Annotated in this window: 17 protein-coding genes; 11 read left to right on the top strand and 6 right to left on the bottom strand. The window is 58.7% G+C overall.

Annotation, left to right across the window (positions count from 1 at the left end; genetic code table 11):
* The first annotated feature begins 39 nt into the window (after positions 1-39).
* Positions 40-954, top strand: a complete 915-nt coding sequence (locus ACR0J7_RS08835; protein WP_480831746.1) for a DMT family transporter — start codon at positions 40-42, stop codon at positions 952-954.
* Here the strand turns inward: ACR0J7_RS08835 and ACR0J7_RS08830 are convergent.
* Positions 899-1606 (bottom strand): thiamine diphosphokinase, encoded by a 708-nt coding sequence (locus ACR0J7_RS08830; RefSeq protein WP_480913924.1) that lies wholly within the window; start codon positions 1604-1606, stop codon positions 899-901. The two genes, ACR0J7_RS08835 and ACR0J7_RS08830, sit on opposite strands and share 56 nt — an antisense overlap.
* A 207-nt stretch (positions 1607-1813) precedes the next feature.
* On the opposite strand from ACR0J7_RS08830, the gene ACR0J7_RS08825 reads away from it, so the two are divergent.
* Positions 1814-3433, top strand: a complete 1620-nt coding sequence (locus ACR0J7_RS08825) for a hypothetical protein (protein WP_480913922.1) — start codon at positions 1814-1816, stop codon at positions 3431-3433.
* Between the two features lie 200 nt (positions 3434-3633).
* Here ACR0J7_RS08825 and ACR0J7_RS08820 read toward each other — a convergent pair whose 3' ends face one another.
* The 5 genes from ACR0J7_RS08820 to nthA all read right to left on the bottom strand — a co-directional run bounded on the left by ACR0J7_RS08820 (position 3634) and on the right by nthA (position 7004).
* The gene (locus ACR0J7_RS08820; RefSeq protein ID WP_480913920.1) at positions 3634-3870 is read right to left on the bottom strand and encodes a DUF2842 domain-containing protein; all 237 of its coding nucleotides are present in this window, start codon (positions 3868-3870) and stop codon (positions 3634-3636) included.
* Complete coding sequence (locus ACR0J7_RS08815; RefSeq protein ID WP_480913917.1) at positions 3870-5165, bottom strand: adenylosuccinate synthase; 1296 nt, start codon at positions 5163-5165, stop codon at positions 3870-3872. Before ACR0J7_RS08815 ends, ACR0J7_RS08820 begins: the two co-directional genes overlap by 1 nt.
* Positions 5166-5389: 224 nt before the next feature.
* Positions 5390-5719, bottom strand: coding sequence for a nitrile hydratase accessory protein (locus tag ACR0J7_RS08810; protein ID WP_480913915.1), 330 nt, complete (start codon positions 5717-5719; stop codon positions 5390-5392).
* A complete protein-coding gene (nthB, locus tag ACR0J7_RS08805; protein ID WP_480913913.1) occupies positions 5716-6393 on the bottom strand; it encodes a nitrile hydratase subunit beta in 678 nt (225 codons plus the stop codon). Before nthB ends, ACR0J7_RS08810 begins: the two co-directional genes overlap by 4 nt.
* Positions 6390-7004, bottom strand: coding sequence for a nitrile hydratase subunit alpha (nthA, locus tag ACR0J7_RS08800; RefSeq protein WP_209504290.1), 615 nt, complete (start codon positions 7002-7004; stop codon positions 6390-6392). Before nthA ends, nthB begins: the two co-directional genes overlap by 4 nt.
* 150 nt (positions 7005-7154) lie before the next feature.
* On the opposite strand from nthA, the gene secG reads away from it, so the two are divergent.
* From secG to ACR0J7_RS08755, 9 genes are all read left to right on the top strand, one after another.
* Complete coding sequence (gene secG, locus ACR0J7_RS08795; protein WP_209504291.1) at positions 7155-7517, top strand: preprotein translocase subunit SecG; 363 nt, start codon at positions 7155-7157, stop codon at positions 7515-7517.
* A 160-nt stretch (positions 7518-7677) separates the two neighbouring features.
* A complete protein-coding gene (locus ACR0J7_RS08790) occupies positions 7678-9321 on the top strand; it encodes a CTP synthase (protein WP_480481546.1) in 1644 nt (547 codons plus the stop codon).
* Positions 9322-9433: 112 nt separating this feature from the next.
* Entirely contained in the window at positions 9434-9916 is a 483-nt protein-coding gene (locus ACR0J7_RS08785) for a bacterioferritin (RefSeq protein WP_209504293.1), read from the top strand.
* A gap of 160 nt (positions 9917-10076) precedes the next feature.
* Complete coding sequence (locus ACR0J7_RS08780) at positions 10077-10847, top strand: isocitrate lyase/PEP mutase family protein (protein ID WP_480913911.1); 771 nt, start codon at positions 10077-10079, stop codon at positions 10845-10847.
* Positions 10848-11027: 180 nt separating this feature from the next.
* Complete coding sequence (locus tag ACR0J7_RS08775; protein WP_209504295.1) at positions 11028-11477, top strand: tellurite resistance TerB family protein; 450 nt, start codon at positions 11028-11030, stop codon at positions 11475-11477.
* A 20-nt stretch (positions 11478-11497) separates the two neighbouring features.
* Positions 11498-11935 (top strand): tellurite resistance TerB family protein, encoded by a 438-nt coding sequence (locus ACR0J7_RS08770; protein ID WP_209504296.1) that lies wholly within the window; start codon positions 11498-11500, stop codon positions 11933-11935.
* Positions 11932-12681 (top strand): phosphate/phosphite/phosphonate ABC transporter substrate-binding protein, encoded by a 750-nt coding sequence (locus tag ACR0J7_RS08765; protein WP_480481552.1) that lies wholly within the window; start codon positions 11932-11934, stop codon positions 12679-12681. Before ACR0J7_RS08770 ends, ACR0J7_RS08765 begins: the two co-directional genes overlap by 4 nt.
* A 128-nt stretch (positions 12682-12809) precedes the next feature.
* Entirely contained in the window at positions 12810-13586 is a 777-nt protein-coding gene (locus ACR0J7_RS08760; RefSeq protein ID WP_267365283.1) for an ABC transporter ATP-binding protein, read from the top strand.
* A 34-nt stretch (positions 13587-13620) separates the two neighbouring features.
* A complete protein-coding gene (locus ACR0J7_RS08755; protein ID WP_480481555.1) occupies positions 13621-14370 on the top strand; it encodes a transporter substrate-binding domain-containing protein in 750 nt (249 codons plus the stop codon).
* Positions 14371-14375: the final 5 nt, after the last annotated feature.

Raw genomic sequence — 14375 nt, 5'->3', positions numbered from 1 at the left:
CGCTTCCCTCTGCGTCGCGAAACAGTTAGCGTCGCGCTCATGACTCAGGACAGACCCGTCTTTGGCATCTTCTTGATGCTTGGTTTTTGCGTGCTCGCGCCCTTGGGGGATGCGATGGCGAAGCTGTTGGGCGAGACCACACCGCTGGGTCTGCTGGTCATGGTCCGTTTCGCGGTGCAAGCGGTGATCCTGATCCCGCTGGTTGCGGTGACCGGGCGACCCTGGCGGATGCGCGGACGCATCCTGCGGCTGACCCTGCTACGGACGCTGCTGCATATCATCGGCATTTCAGCCATGTTCAGCGCGCTGCAATTCCTGCCATTGGCGGATGCCGTTGCAATTGCCTTCGTCATGCCATTCATCATGCTGCTGCTGGGCAAATATGTTCTGGAGGAAGAGGTCGGTTCCCGCCGTCTTGCTGCCTGCATCGTCGGGTTCATTGGCACGTTACTGGTCATTCAACCCAGCTTTGCCGAGGTGGGTGCACCTGCGTTGCTGCCACTGATCGTTGCCGTGGTGTTTGCCTTGTTCATGCTGGTCACCCGGCAAGTCGCGAAAGAGACCGACCCGGTGTCGTTGCAAGCCGTGTCCGGCGTATTTGCGACGATCCTTCTGGCACCGCTCCTTCTGATTGGCACGCAAATGAACATTCAGGAGCTCTCGATGACCCTGCCATCCAGCGATCTGAACTGGCTGCTGATTGCGATCGGGGTGTTGGGTACGGTCGCGCATCTGCTGATGACGTGGTCGCTGCGCTATGCGCCCTCTGCCACACTGGCCCCGATGCAATATCTGGAAATCCCGGTTGCAACCCTGATCGGATGGGTGATTTTCAGCGACCTGCCCGATGGATTGGCTGCGGTTGGCATCGTCATAACCATTGCCGCAGGCCTGTACGTCATTCTGCGCGAGCGGGCCAGCGCCCGGTCCGCCCCGACAGAAACACCTGCATAAGCGGATCGAGTGCCGCGCGCGGGATCATCACCAGCAGGCCCGGCCCATCCATGTTCAGCTCGACAGGCGCCAGTGCACGGTTGGATGTTCCCACCTGCCCGTCCGGCTGAAAGGCCAGATTATCAATCGGCCATTCCAGCCCGGTACTGCGCCCCGTCACGGGCTGCATCGGAAACAGCGAGACCACATCGCCGGGTGCAACCGGCAGCTTGATCTCTGGCGGCGCATGAAAAACCAGTTCACGTTCGCCCAGCAATATGCAGGCCCGATCCTGCCGCCGGACCAGAACGTTCAGAACGGCCAGTTGGTGATCAAGTCGCCCGCCAAGAAACCCGGCCCCAAGAACCAGCGGAGCGTGCAGATTGCGCAGGGCCTTGTCGAAATCGGTGCTGTCCTGTTCGCGGATGGCAAACAGGCGATCCGCGGGAATTTTCGCTTGCGTCGCTTTGCTCAGCGAATCGAAGTCACCAATCACCGCATCGGGAATCCGGCCTGATTCTGTCAAAAGGTCCGCTCCGCCATCGGCGGCAACGACCGAATTGACGCGATTCAGCACCAGATTCATGTCTCCAGATCCGATAAATCCCCCTCCGAACAGCCCAATTGGATCGGCAGAGCGTACAATTGGCTCGATTTCCCTAAGATTGGCCATTTTTCCCGGATTTGGACACATTAAGACCACAAAATGATAGGTTCATGCATAAAGTTCAGAGCCTTCGTGTGCTCCCGATTCCGGGTAAGTGGGCTCTCGTAGTTTGTAAAGGACGTGCGTCTGATGGTACAGAATAACAAGGTATTAACCGTTTCATATGGAACCTTCTCCTGCACTTTGGAAGGATTCGATGATTCCTTTGAAACGATGAAAGCCATCGCCGAATATTTCCGCGATCTCGCAGCGGATGACCGTTACTTCGGCTCGGAACCCCCGCAACCTGATGCCGAAATGCTGACCCGCATCGCCCGGCGCGATGCGTCGCAGCGCGTCGAAGCCCGTCAGAACGAATCCGGCCTGTTGCTGCGTGCCACTCAGACAACCGAAACCCCTGTCGCTGCTGAAGAGCCGGCCCCGCACACGGCCACGATCAATGTTGCCGAAACTCCCGTTCACGTTCAGCCACAACCGGCCCCTGCGCAGACCGGGTTCGCCGAAGCGGAACCTGTCGCGGACACCCCACCCCCGGCCGCTGACAGCATCACGGCGAAACTGCAACGCATTCGCGCAGTCGTCTCTCATTCCGATGTGCCCGCGGCCGAGTATTCCGAAGACGAAGACTCACCGCTGTTGGCCAATACCGCCCCCCCGGTAGATGCAGTGGCCGCCGCGTTTGAGGCCGGTGCGCTCAGCGCGGAAGACTTTGCCGAGCCCACAGAGCCTGAAGCCCAGGAAACCGAAGTGCCTGCGGCACCTGCGATTGACGAGATGCAGGATCAGGAAGCCGAAGAACCGCAAGCGGCTGAGACAGCTGATGCGCTGATCCCCGAAGTTGCTGAAACTCAGATCGAAGAAGACGTTGACCTGCAGGCGCCCCTGACCCCCCAGCCCTTGCAAATCGACGAGATCGAAGACGCGCCGGTGGCGGATCAGACCGCCGCCGAGCCTCTGTTCGCTGATCTTGAAGACGTTGCCGAAGACGATTTCGACGAAGAGGATGCCCCCAACATCCTCAACGTAGAAGACGTAGCAATTGAATCCGACGATGAACCGGTCGAGGAAGACCTGACGCAGGGTGTTTTGACGGCAGAAGACGAAATGCACCTGTTGACCGAAATTTCCGAGATCGAACAGCACCTGTCCGGCCGTTCGAGCCAAAAACTGGCGGACGATGCGGATCCCGATCAGGATATGTCGCGCCTGATGGCAAAGACCGGTGAGCATATGGATGACCCCAGCAGCAGCGATGCGCGCGAAACCTATTCGCACCTGCGCACCGCCGTCGCAGCCACCGAAGCCGACCGCGACGGTCAGGCACGCTCGGATGAGGCGGCCGACCGGGAATATCGCGGCGATCTGGCATCCGTGGTCAGCCCACGGCGACCCGAAATCAAGGTAACCAGCATGCGTCCGGCACCGGAAGCTCCGGCGCCGCTCAAGCTGGTGGCCGAGCAGCGGGTGGATGAACACGGAACATCCGCAAGCCCGGTCTCGCCACGTCGTGTCACCGCAGACCAGGACGCAACCGGATCGGAAGAAGGCGGTTTCGCACAGTTTGCACAGGAACAGGGTGCGCAATCGCTGCCTGATCTTCTGGAAGCGGCTGCCGCATATCTGTCCTTCATCGAAGGTCAGGAGCAGTTTTCGCGCCCGCAGCTGATGAACAAGGTGCGTTCACTGAAACAGGACGAGTTCAATCGCGAAGAAAGCCTGCGTTCTTTTGGGCAGTTGCTGCGCGATGGCAAGATCGAGAAAGCCGGAGGCGGGCGTTTCGCGGCGTCCAACCTGATCGGTTTTCGCCCCGATGACGAGCGTGCCGTTGGCTAATCACACTGGAAGGTTCACAAGCGAGGCCGGGTTTACCCCCGGCCTTTTTGCTTTTTGCCGTTGGACCATACTCCTGCCCTGAATGACAAAGCCCGAGCGTTTCGACTGATACCAGACAGCCGACAAAATACCTCCGAGGACCGCGCGTAATCCTGCGCAGTGCTCAGCAGGCCCGGTCATTTACACGTACCTGACGAGCGCTAGGGCTGATCGGGGTCTTCTTTACCGACGCCGCGAAACACAAACTTGAACGGCAGGGCCCAAAGGATGCCCAGCACGATATAGACCAGCAACTCAATCCAGATCGGAGGACGCCCCAGCAAGTTCACGATCGTCACAACAGCGATGATGTACAGCGGAAGGCCAAGCACAAGGATCACCAGCGACCAGCGCCGGCGTGCCTTGTAACTCAACCCTGTCTTCTGTTTTTCGCTCATCAGTCGGCAAAGGGGTCTGTCACCAGAATGGTGTCATCCCGCTCCGGGCTGGTGGACAAAAGTGCCACCGGGCATTCGATCAGTTCTTCGACCCGACGTACATATTTGATCGCATTTGCAGGTAAATCGGCCCAGCTGCGCGCGCCTTCGGTCGATTCGCTCCACCCCGGCATTTCTTCATAAATCGGGGTACAGCGGGCTTGCTGATCAGCTGCGGTTGGAAGGTAATCCAAACGCTCGCCATCCAGCTCATACCCGGTGCAGATCTTAAGGGTCTCAAACCCGTCCAGAACATCCAGCTTTGTCAGCGAAATGCCGTTCACGCCGCTGGTGGCGCAGGTCTGGCGCACCAGACAGGCGTCGAACCAGCCGCAGCGGCGCTTGCGGCCTGTTGTCGTGCCGAATTCGTGCCCGCGTTCACCCAGACGCTGACCGTCTGCGTCTTCCAACTCGGTCGGGAACGGCCCTTCTCCAACGCGGGTGGTATAGGCCTTAACAATGCCAAGCACGAAATTGATCGAACCCGGACCGATTCCAACGCCGGTTGCCGCCTGCCCCGCAATCACGTTCGACGACGTTACAAAGGGATAAGTGCCAAAATCGATATCCAGCAGAGCGCCCTGCGCCCCTTCAAACAGGATGCGTTTCCCGGCCTTGCGCTTTTCGTTCAGCACTTTCCAGACAGGTGCCGCAAACGGCAGAATTTGTTGCGCGATCTCTTTGAGCTGGGCAATCAGCGCGTCGCGGTCAACCGGTTCGATACCCAGCCCCTTGCGCAACGGATCGTGATGTTGCAATGCGCGGTCCACGCGGGCCTCCAGCGTAGCTTCGTCCGCCAGATCGGCAATGCGAACGGAACGCCGCCCAACCTTGTCTTCATAGGCCGGGCCAATTCCACGACCGGTTGTTCCGATCTTGGTGCCTTTGCTCGCAGCTTCCTCGCGCGCACGATCCAACTCGCCGTGAATCGGCAGAATCAACGGCGTGTTTTCGGCAATCATCAGCGTGTCGGGCGTAATCTCAACACCCTGCGCCCGGATGGTAGCGATCTCATTGACCAGATGCCAGGGGTCCAGAACCACCCCATTGCCAATAACGCTCAACTTGCCGCCGCGTACCACACCCGAAGGAAGCGCGTGCAGCTTATAGACCTCGCCGTCTATCACCAACGTATGACCGGCATTGTGACCGCCCTGAAAACGCGCGATTACGTCCGCCCTTTCGCTGAGCCAGTCGACAATCTTGCCTTTTCCTTCGTCGCCCCATTGAGCGCCGACAACAACCACGTTGGCCATATCCGGTCCTTTTCGTGCTGAGTGATCAAACCCGGCTCATATAGCGGGGCAAAAACGGCAGGGAAACCGATATTTCGCCGCAGAGGAAAATCGCGCAGGCGCGCGATGCCTCCGGCGGGGATATTTGTAGCCAGACGAAGAGCGGATCCCCTGCTTCATCTGGCTACAAATATCCCGGGGGAGGCGCCCGGAACGGGCGGCGGGGGCAGAGCCCCCCTACCCTGTCATCGCAAGTGGACAGGTTGTCCGTGCGGAGTGGTCAGGTAAGCCTCTTCCCAGGCCTTACGCAGATCCTGCACATCTTTCGGCATGGCAGCGCCCTGTTCGGCCAGCAATGCTTCAAGCGTTTCCAGCCATGCGTGGAAGTAATCGTCACCGCCATCCAGTTCCCGGGCAAGCCCGTTGCGTTTCAATGTCGCTGAAAAACGCGCCGCCCAATCCGCCCATTCGAACCGCCCGGCCTCGTTCAGCGCGACTGTGACGGCAAAGACCTGAGCGTGCCAGGGCTCAGCAAAAACCGGCTCGGGGGCTCCGTATGTGATACAGTCGTTCATGCCGGTTGCAGGTAGCTTTGCCAGAGGTCCAGAACCACCTGGTCAGCGGGATGTTCGGGGGCGGCCCAGAGTTCTGATGCCGCAAAAGCCACTGCATAAATCGGCTCTGGCGCCTCACCCAACCCATGCGCATTGGAATCGGGCAGAACATGGGTTCCGTGCAGGCGCAGGATTCGGCCCCTGGCACCGGATGCATAGACAGGCAGGCGCGTGTGACCTCCATCCACGAGGCGATTTGCCGCCGGTTGGACCGTGACAACCTCTTGCCCCACAGAATACAGCGCCGCGACATTGGAAGGCCTGTCCGCAGGCCCGCCTTTGGCCAGCGCTGCGGACACCGCTTCCGCCTTGAGCGCTCTGTCTGCCAAGGGGTGCGGTTTGTCGCCACGCACGCCACGCAGATCTTCCAATGTCAGAACACCCTTTTCGACAAGCAGATCGGCCAGACCGGATATCCATTTCTCATAATACGAAAACCGGGTGTAGTCCTTCGGGGACAGGCGTTCGCGCGCGTGGCGTGAAACGTCGATGTTCCACTGCCCCAGAAACCCAGATGCAAGTGTGACCGCAAGAGCGCGGGCGTGCCAGTCTTCGGCAAAGACCGGCGCATCCTCTGCCTCTGGACGTATCGGACCATCACCGAAACGGCCTCCCATATCGTGAACGCGGGTCATGCGGGCACCCTCGGAAGGCCCGTGCCGATCATGCTGTCGCGCGTCACAAGCGCGGTTAGTTCATCTTCGTTCATCCCGTCTGTGCCTTCAGGGCGCATGGGCAAGACAAGGTAGCGAATTTCGGCCGTCGAATCCCAAACCCGTACAGAGGTGTCTTGGGGCAAGGTGACGCCGAACTCGGCCAGCACCTTGCGCGGTTCTCGCACTGCGCGGGCTCGGTAGGCGTCGGACTTGTACCATCCGGGCGGGATACCCAGCAGTGGCCAAGGGTAACAGCTGCACAGGGTGCAGACGACCATGTTGTGCCGATCCGGTGTGTTCTCGACAACCACCATATGTTCGCCCTGGCGGCCATAGTAGCCAAGGTCGGCTACGACCGGAGTGGCGTCTTCAAGCAGGGCGGCTTTGAAGGCAGGGTCGCTCCAGGCTTTGGCAACGACGCGCGCACCGTTTTGCGGCCCGATCCTGTTCTGATAGGTGTCGATGATCTCATCCAGAGCCGCCGGATCGATCAGCCCTTTGCGAGTCAGAATCGTCTCAAGCGCTTTGACGCGCAATGCGGGTTCGGGTGGCAACAGGGCATGCGGGTGGTCGTGATCGTCATGTGGCATGGCCGCAGCCTGCGTCACAACTCAACGCACTGTCCAGTCCCTTTGACGTGATGGGATACATCAAGGAAGTTGATGCCAACTCCTGACTTGCCCCCGCTGGCAAACTTGCATAAGTACCACGCGATACACGCCACGCTGTACAGGACCACCATGGAAAACGTCGTTCTCATCATCCATCTTCTTCTGGCTCTGGGCCTGATCGCCGTTGTCCTGATGCAGCGGTCTGAAGGCGGTGGCCTTGGCATGGGCGGTGGCGGTGGTGCGATGACCGGTCGCGCGGCAGCGACGGCTTTGGGCAAGCTGACCTGGATACTTGCAGCGTGTTTCATCGTCACCTCGATCACGCTGACCATTCTTGCGGCTCAGAAATCTTCGGGCAGCTCGGTAATCGACCGTCTGGGCGTTCCGGCACCGGCTTCGACCGAGGAAAGCGCACCGGCTATTCCGTCGGTTGATGATCTTCTGCCGCCGGCACAGGACGACAACGCGCCGCTGATCCCGCAGGCGGATTGATCCACAAAACCTAGAAACCTGAGAGAGGACTGCAACAGCATCTTGCGGTTCTCTTGCGCTTTTGGCGCGAATCCTTTATACGTGAAGTCCCGTGATGCAGCGGTTTTTCGGAGCCGCCGGGCAGCTGATTTTGACGTCTCACGGGAGCAGCCGAAAAACTATGGCACGTTTTATTTTCATCACCGGTGGTGTGGTTTCGTCCTTGGGCAAAGGGCTGGCTTCGGCAGCTTTGGGCGCTTTGTTGCAGGCCCGCGGTTATTCGGTGCGTCTACGCAAGCTGGACCCCTATCTGAACGTCGATCCCGGCACGATGTCGCCCTTTGAGCATGGCGAAGTATTTGTCACTGATGATGGCGCCGAGACCGATCTGGACCTTGGCCATTACGAACGGTTCACCGGTGTCGCGGCACGCAAGACCGACTCGGTCAGCTCGGGCCGGATTTATTCCAATGTTCTGGAGAAAGAGCGCCGCGGCGATTACCTCGGCAAGACCATTCAAGTGATCCCGCACGTCACCAACGAGATCAAGGATTTCATCGCCATCGGCGAGGATGAGGTTGATTTCATGCTGTGTGAGATTGGCGGTACTGTGGGTGACATCGAAGGCCTGCCCTTCTTTGAAGCCATCCGACAGTTCAGTCAGGACAAACCACGCGGCCAGTGTATCTTTATGCATTTGACGTTGCTGCCCTACATCAAAGCGTCGGGTGAGTTGAAGACCAAGCCGACCCAGCACTCGGTGAAAGAACTGCGCTCGATCGGTCTGGCACCCGATATTCTGGTCTGCCGGTCTGAAGGGCCGATCCCGACCAAGGAACGGGAAAAGCTGGCCCTGTTCTGCAACGTGCGTCCAGACAGCGTGATCGCGGCACAGGACCTGTCGACCATCTACGACGCCCCGCTGGCCTATCACCGCGAGGGGCTGGATCAGGCCGTTCTTGATGCCTTCCAGATCAGCCCCGCCCCCAAGCCCGATCTGGCCAAATGGGAAGATGTGAGCGACCGCATCCACAACGCCGAAGGCGAAGTGAAAGTGGCCATTGTCGGCAAATATACGCAGCTTGAAGACGCCTATAAGTCGATTGCCGAGGCGCTGACCCATGGCGGTATGGCCAACCGCGTGAAGGTCAAGATCGAGTGGGTGGATGCCGAGGTTTTCGATACCGAAGACGCGGCCCCGTATCTGGAAGGCTTCCACGCCATCCTCGTCCCCGGTGGGTTTGGCGAGCGTGGCACCGAAGGCAAGATCAAGGCGGCGCAATATGCGCGCGAGCACAAGGTTCCCTATCTGGGCATTTGTCTCGGCATGCAGATGGCGGTGATCGAGGCTGCGCGGAACGCTGCGGGAATCGCCGAAGCCGGGTCCGAGGAATTCGACCATGAGGCCGGGAAGAAACGGTTTGAACCGGTGGTCTATCACCTCAAGGAGTGGGTACAGGGCAACCACAAGGTCGAGCGCAAGGTCGGCGACGACAAAGGCGGCACAATGCGCCTTGGGGCTTACAACGCAGTATTGGCGGATGGATCCAAAGTGGCCGAGGTTTATGGCGGCACGCAGATCGAGGAACGACACCGCCACCGCTATGAGGTGGACATCAAGTATCGCGACAAGCTTGAAAAAGCGGGCCTGAAGTTTTCGGGCATGTCGCCGGACGGACGTCTGCCTGAAATCGTGGAATGGGCGGATCATCCGTGGTTCATCGGCGTTCAGTACCACCCGGAACTGAAGTCCAAGCCGTTTGACCCGCATCCGCTGTTTCGCGAATTTGTGCGGGCCGCGAAAGACACTTCGCGGCTGGTCTAATCTCTGACTGTGTCGGACTGTCACCCCACGTTGTTTCGTGGGGGCTGACCTCTTAACTGTGTGGAGAGGCAGGTTTTCTGCTTTTGCATTTCACGGTTTCAGGAGATTTCCGATGAGCAACGCAACAACGATCACCAACCTTCAGCAAGCGCTTCATATGGAGCTTACTGCCGCGCACCAATACCAGTTGCACGCGCACGTACTGGACGACTGGGGCCTTGATATTCTGGCCGAGAAAATGCGGGGCGAGATGCAGGAAGAACTGGTGCATTCTGACGCCTTTATCGAACGTATCCTGTTTCTGGGTGGAACCCCCGAGCTTGCGTTTCAGAAAAGCCCGGCCGCAGCAGGCACACTAGAGGAGATGTTCGCCTCTGATCTCAAAGACGAGAGTGAGGCCGTCGACTTCTACACCAATGCAGCGCAACAGGCGGCTGAGGCCGGTGATGTTGGTTCGCGTACACTTTTCGAACGCATCCTGATGGAAGAAGAAGGTCACAAAGCCTGGCTGGAGACACAGCTGAGTCTTCTGCAACGTCTGGGCGAATCTGCGTTTAGCGCAAAATTCGTCTCTGGCGCCGTGGGCGAAGCCTGAGACCTTGGTTTCAAACCGATGCAAGTCACAGGTGCTGTGCGCAACTGACGCAATCTGTGCCTGTGCCGTCACCTCAAAATGACCTGGCTGGTCGCAAAAACTCTGGCCGGGTCATTGTCGCAGCGTTAGCTGTAGGATTCGCGACAACAGGAGAGTTCCGATGACCAGCCAGTCCCAGAAAGCCGTGACCTTTACCAGCCTTCACAAGAAGGGCGATCCTGTCATTCTGTTTAATATCTGGGACGCTGGCAGCGCTGGGGCTGTTCGGGACGCCGGTGCCCAGGCCATCGCGACCGGCAGTGCCCCTGTTGCCATAGCGCAAGGTTATGGCGACGGGCAGAACATTCCACTTGAGGCCGCGTTGGACAATGCACGCCGCATCGTTGCGGCTGTTGATCTGCCGGTAACACTGGATTTCGAGGGGGCTTATGCCGAAGACCCGCAAGGGATCGCACTAAACGTTCGGCGCGCGCTTGATTGCGGAGTGGTCGGTTTCAACTTTGAGGACCAGATCATTAGTGGTGACGGTCTCTACGATATCGCCACTCAGGCCAAACGTGTTGAAGCGGTATGCGGCGCTTGCGCGCGCGCGGCTATTCCCGCCTATGTCAATGCGCGCACAGATATCTTCCTGAAGGCCGCTGCGGACACCCATGACGACACGATGCTGGATGAGGCCATTGCCCGTGCCAATGCCTATGCTGATGCAGGTGCCAGCGGATTCTTCGCACCCGGGCTAAAGAACCAAGCCTTGATCGCCCGGCTTTGCGAATCCACGACCTTACCGGTCAATATCATCGCCCTGCCCGGCACGCCGGATACGCCCATTCTGGCAAAGCTCGGGGTTGCGCGGATCAGCTACGGCCCGGTCCCCTATCGCCAAATGCTGGCCTGGTTGCAGAACGCAGCCAAAGAGGCGCTGACATGGTAAACGCAGGCCTTTGTTTCTTAAGGACAAATTGAAACTCATGGATATTGGGCAATGATTGATTGTTGGCCGGTGTGTACCCGGTGCCGCGCAGCTCTGGTTCAGCGCGGGACACACGCAATACTATAGCAAGACCGGCATTTCGTGCTTGGCCGATCACGACCTGTCGTCTAGGTGTTTGTTATGTTGAAAAGGTTCTTTAAGGCGCTCAGACCGCCTCATCATGAACAATTGCCGGACCCGGATGCAGAACTTGCTCTGGGTGCTCTGATGGTGCGCGTCGCGCAGGCAGATCGCGATTATAAGCTGGAAGAGATCAGTCTGATCGACAAGATACTGGCCCGTCTTTACCAGCATAACGCGATTGAGGCGGCCAAGGTTCGGGCCACCTGCGAAAAGCTCCATGCTGCGGCACCGGAAACTGATACGTTTGGCAAACTGATCCGGGAAACCACGGACCTGAAAGAGCGGCTGGCAGCCCTTGACGCGTTGTGGGAAATCGTTCTGGCAGATGGCAGTTCGGACGAGGGCGAGATAAAGATCGTCGAAGAAGCCCGCATTGCCATGGGCCTGAGCTATAATGACAGTCAGGCAGCGCGCGAGCGCGTCCAAAGCCGCTTGGATGTGAGTTAAGCGCCCGCTATATCTTACCCATGTTCAGCGACTTTCTTTCCAGGCTCACACAGCCCAAGCCCGACCCGCTTGTCGAAGATGATGCCCGCCTGGCCCTGACGGCCCTGCTGGTGCGTCTGGCACGATCTGACAACGATTATTCTGATTCTGAGATGGCGCGCATCGACCGCATCTCGGCTGAACGATACGGTTTGTCCCCGTTCGAAAGCGCGGCTTTGCGCGCCCGTGCCGAAGATCTTGAGGCCGAGGCCCCCGACACGGTCCGTTTTACCCGTGCCATCAAAGAAGCTGTCGCTTATGAAAACCGGCTGGCGGTGGTTCAGGCGCTGTGGTCGGTGGCGCTGGCTGATGGCCACCGTACGGGTGAGGAGGACTCGCTGCTGCGTCTGGTTGTCAGCTTACTAGGGGTCAGCGACGTGGATTCGGCTTTGGCCCGGCAAAAGGCCGCTAAATCTTGATCGCCATGCTTGGCATGTATGACATGCCCGAGGTTCAGGCCGCCAATGATCGGTTCTGGGGGTTGATTCGTGCGCATTTGGGATGCGGGCCAGAACAGCTGACCCGAGACACCGATGTTTGGCAGGTCTGGCTGGATCCCGAACTGGTGCTGGCGCAGACCTGTGGAATGCCCTATCGCACACGCTTGCATGGTCGGGTTCAACTGGTGGGCACCCCGGATTACGGCCTGCCCGGTTGTCCTGCCGGGCATTATTGCTCGGTCTTTGTGGCGCGGCGCGACGACAACCGCACGCTGGCGGGCATGACTGACGGTATCTTCGCGTATAACGAAGCGCTGTCTCAATCCGGCTGGGCAGCACCGATCACGCATCTATCCCGAGAGAACCTGAATCCTGCGTCGTTGTTGGAAACAGGCGGTCACGCGCTGTCAGCGCAGGCGGTCTCGGACGGGAAGGCAGATTTCGCCGCGCTGGATGCATTGACCTGGATGATGTTGCAGGAACATACCGATCTGGGCAAAAGCCTGCGCGAATTGGCAAAAACCTCTCCTACACCAACCCTGCCCTATATTACTGGACCCGACCAAAACGCGGATCTGGTCGCAGACGCAGTTCGAACCGCAATAGTCGGCCTTGCCGAACACGACCGCAAAACGCTGCATATTCAGGGGCTGATCGACATCCCGGCGGAGGAGTACCTGTCCGTACCGACCCCGCCACCGCCATGCGCACAGCGGATAATCTGATGACCAAATTGTCCGGTGCATTTGGTCATTTTGGCTGTTTCCGACCCTGAATTTGCGAATTGCGCATTGCATTGAGCAAATTTTTCGGCCCTATTACCGCACCAACACCACAAACTACTGGACTGCCCGTGACAGAAATCGCTCCCGTCATCGAAATCAAAAACCTTCACAAAAGCTTCGGCAATCTGGAAGTGTTGAAGGGGGTGGATATCACAGCACATGGCGGCGACGTGGTCTCGCTGATCGGGTCATCGGGGTCAGGAAAATCAACTTTGCTGCGCTGCTGCAATCTGCTGGAAGACAGCCAGCAGGGTGAAATCCTGTTCAAAGGCGAGCCTGTCAAATGGTCGGGCGATAGCCATGGGCGTCGCCCCGCGGACCCCAAGCAGGTTCTGCGCATCCGCACCAACCTGTCGATGGTGTTTCAGCAGTTCAATCTGTGGGCGCATATGACCATCCTGCAAAATGTGATGGAAGCCCCCGTGACCGTTCTGGGCCGCGACAAGGCCGAAGTGGAAGACAGCGCGCGCAAATACCTTGAGAAAGTTGGGATTGGCGACAAATGCGACGCCTATCCGGCGCAATTGTCCGGCGGTCAGCAACAGCGTGCCGCGATCGCGCGGGGGCTGTGCATGGAACCGCAGGCGCTGTTGTTCGACGAACCGACCTCGGCGCTGGATCCCGAACTGGAACAGGAAGTGATCAAGGTGATCAAGGATCTGGCCGCAGAAGGGCGCACCATGATCATCGTGACCCATGACATGAAAATGGCGGCAGATATCTCGAGCCACGTGGTATTTCTTCATCAGGGCCTGATCGAGGAAGAAGGTTTGCCCGAAGATATCTTTACGTCACCCGAATCCGAACGGCTTCGGGGCTTTCTCTCCGCTACTCAAGCGGCTTAACTTCAAGAACAGAACCAAAACTGGGGAGTAACCAATGAAAAACCTGATTCTGTCCACTGCAGCCCTGGCGCTGACTGCTGGTATCGCGATGGCCGACACGGTCCGCATGGGCACCGAGGGCGCCTACCCTCCGTACAACTTCATCAACGATGCAGGTGAAATCGACGGGTTCGAGCGTGAAGTCGGCGACGAGCTGTGCAAACGCGCTAACCTGGAGTGTGAATGGGTCAAGAACGACTGGGATTCGATCATTCCGAACCTGGTCTCGGGCAACTACGACACCATCATCGCCGGTATGTCGATCACTGCCGAACGTGATGAGGTCATCGACTTTACCCAAGACTATTACCCGCCGACCGCGTCGGCCTATGTCGCGACCTCTGACTCGGCAGACGTAACCGGTGGTGTCGTTGCTGCGCAAACCGCCACGATCCAGGCAGGCCACGTTGCCGAATCCGGTGCAACCCTGGTTGAATTCGCGACCCCGGAAGAAACCATTGCAGCCGTCCGTAACGGCGAAGCCGATGCCGTTCTGGCCGACCGCGACTATCTGGTGCCGTTGGTCGAGGAATCGGGCGGTGAGCTGGTCTTTATCGGCGATCCGGTTCCGCTGGGCGGCGGCGTCGGCATGGGCCTGCGTGAAAGCGACGGTGAACTGCGCGGCAAGTTCGACGAAGCCATCACTTCGATGAAAGCTGACGGCACGCTGAACGAGATGCTGATCAAGTGGTTCGGTGAAGGCACCGCCACATACGGTTCTGACGGTTCGGTCGTCACCAACTAAGACCT

Source organism: Ruegeria sp. O4, assembly GCF_056535125.1.
Note: the sequence above shows the minus strand (reverse complement) of the source record. Positions and strands in the feature narration are given on the sequence as shown.

Coding starts and splice junctions, on each gene's coding strand:
- ACR0J7_RS08835 (WP_480831746.1), top strand. CDS start 40: ATGACTCAGGACAGACCCGTCTTTGGCATCTTCTTGATGCTTGGTTTT.
- ACR0J7_RS08830 (WP_480913924.1), bottom strand. CDS start 1,606: ATGGCCAATCTTAGGGAAATCGAGCCAATTGTACGCTCTGCCGATCCA.
- ACR0J7_RS08825 (WP_480913922.1), top strand. CDS start 1,814: ATGAAAGCCATCGCCGAATATTTCCGCGATCTCGCAGCGGATGACCGT.
- ACR0J7_RS08820 (WP_480913920.1), bottom strand. CDS start 3,870: ATGAGCGAAAAACAGAAGACAGGGTTGAGTTACAAGGCACGCCGGCGC.
- ACR0J7_RS08815 (WP_480913917.1), bottom strand. CDS start 5,165: ATGGCCAACGTGGTTGTTGTCGGCGCTCAATGGGGCGACGAAGGAAAA.
- ACR0J7_RS08810 (WP_480913915.1), bottom strand. CDS start 5,719: ATGAACGACTGTATCACATACGGAGCCCCCGAGCCGGTTTTTGCTGAG.
- nthB (WP_480913913.1), bottom strand. CDS start 6,393: ATGACCCGCGTTCACGATATGGGAGGCCGTTTCGGTGATGGTCCGATA.
- nthA (WP_209504290.1), bottom strand. CDS start 7,004: ATGCCACATGACGATCACGACCACCCGCATGCCCTGTTGCCACCCGAA.
- secG (WP_209504291.1), top strand. CDS start 7,155: ATGGAAAACGTCGTTCTCATCATCCATCTTCTTCTGGCTCTGGGCCTG.
- ACR0J7_RS08790 (WP_480481546.1), top strand. CDS start 7,678: ATGGCACGTTTTATTTTCATCACCGGTGGTGTGGTTTCGTCCTTGGGC.
- ACR0J7_RS08785 (WP_209504293.1), top strand. CDS start 9,434: ATGAGCAACGCAACAACGATCACCAACCTTCAGCAAGCGCTTCATATG.
- ACR0J7_RS08780 (WP_480913911.1), top strand. CDS start 10,077: ATGACCAGCCAGTCCCAGAAAGCCGTGACCTTTACCAGCCTTCACAAG.
- ACR0J7_RS08775 (WP_209504295.1), top strand. CDS start 11,028: ATGTTGAAAAGGTTCTTTAAGGCGCTCAGACCGCCTCATCATGAACAA.
- ACR0J7_RS08770 (WP_209504296.1), top strand. CDS start 11,498: ATGTTCAGCGACTTTCTTTCCAGGCTCACACAGCCCAAGCCCGACCCG.
- ACR0J7_RS08755 (WP_480481555.1), top strand. CDS start 13,621: ATGAAAAACCTGATTCTGTCCACTGCAGCCCTGGCGCTGACTGCTGGT.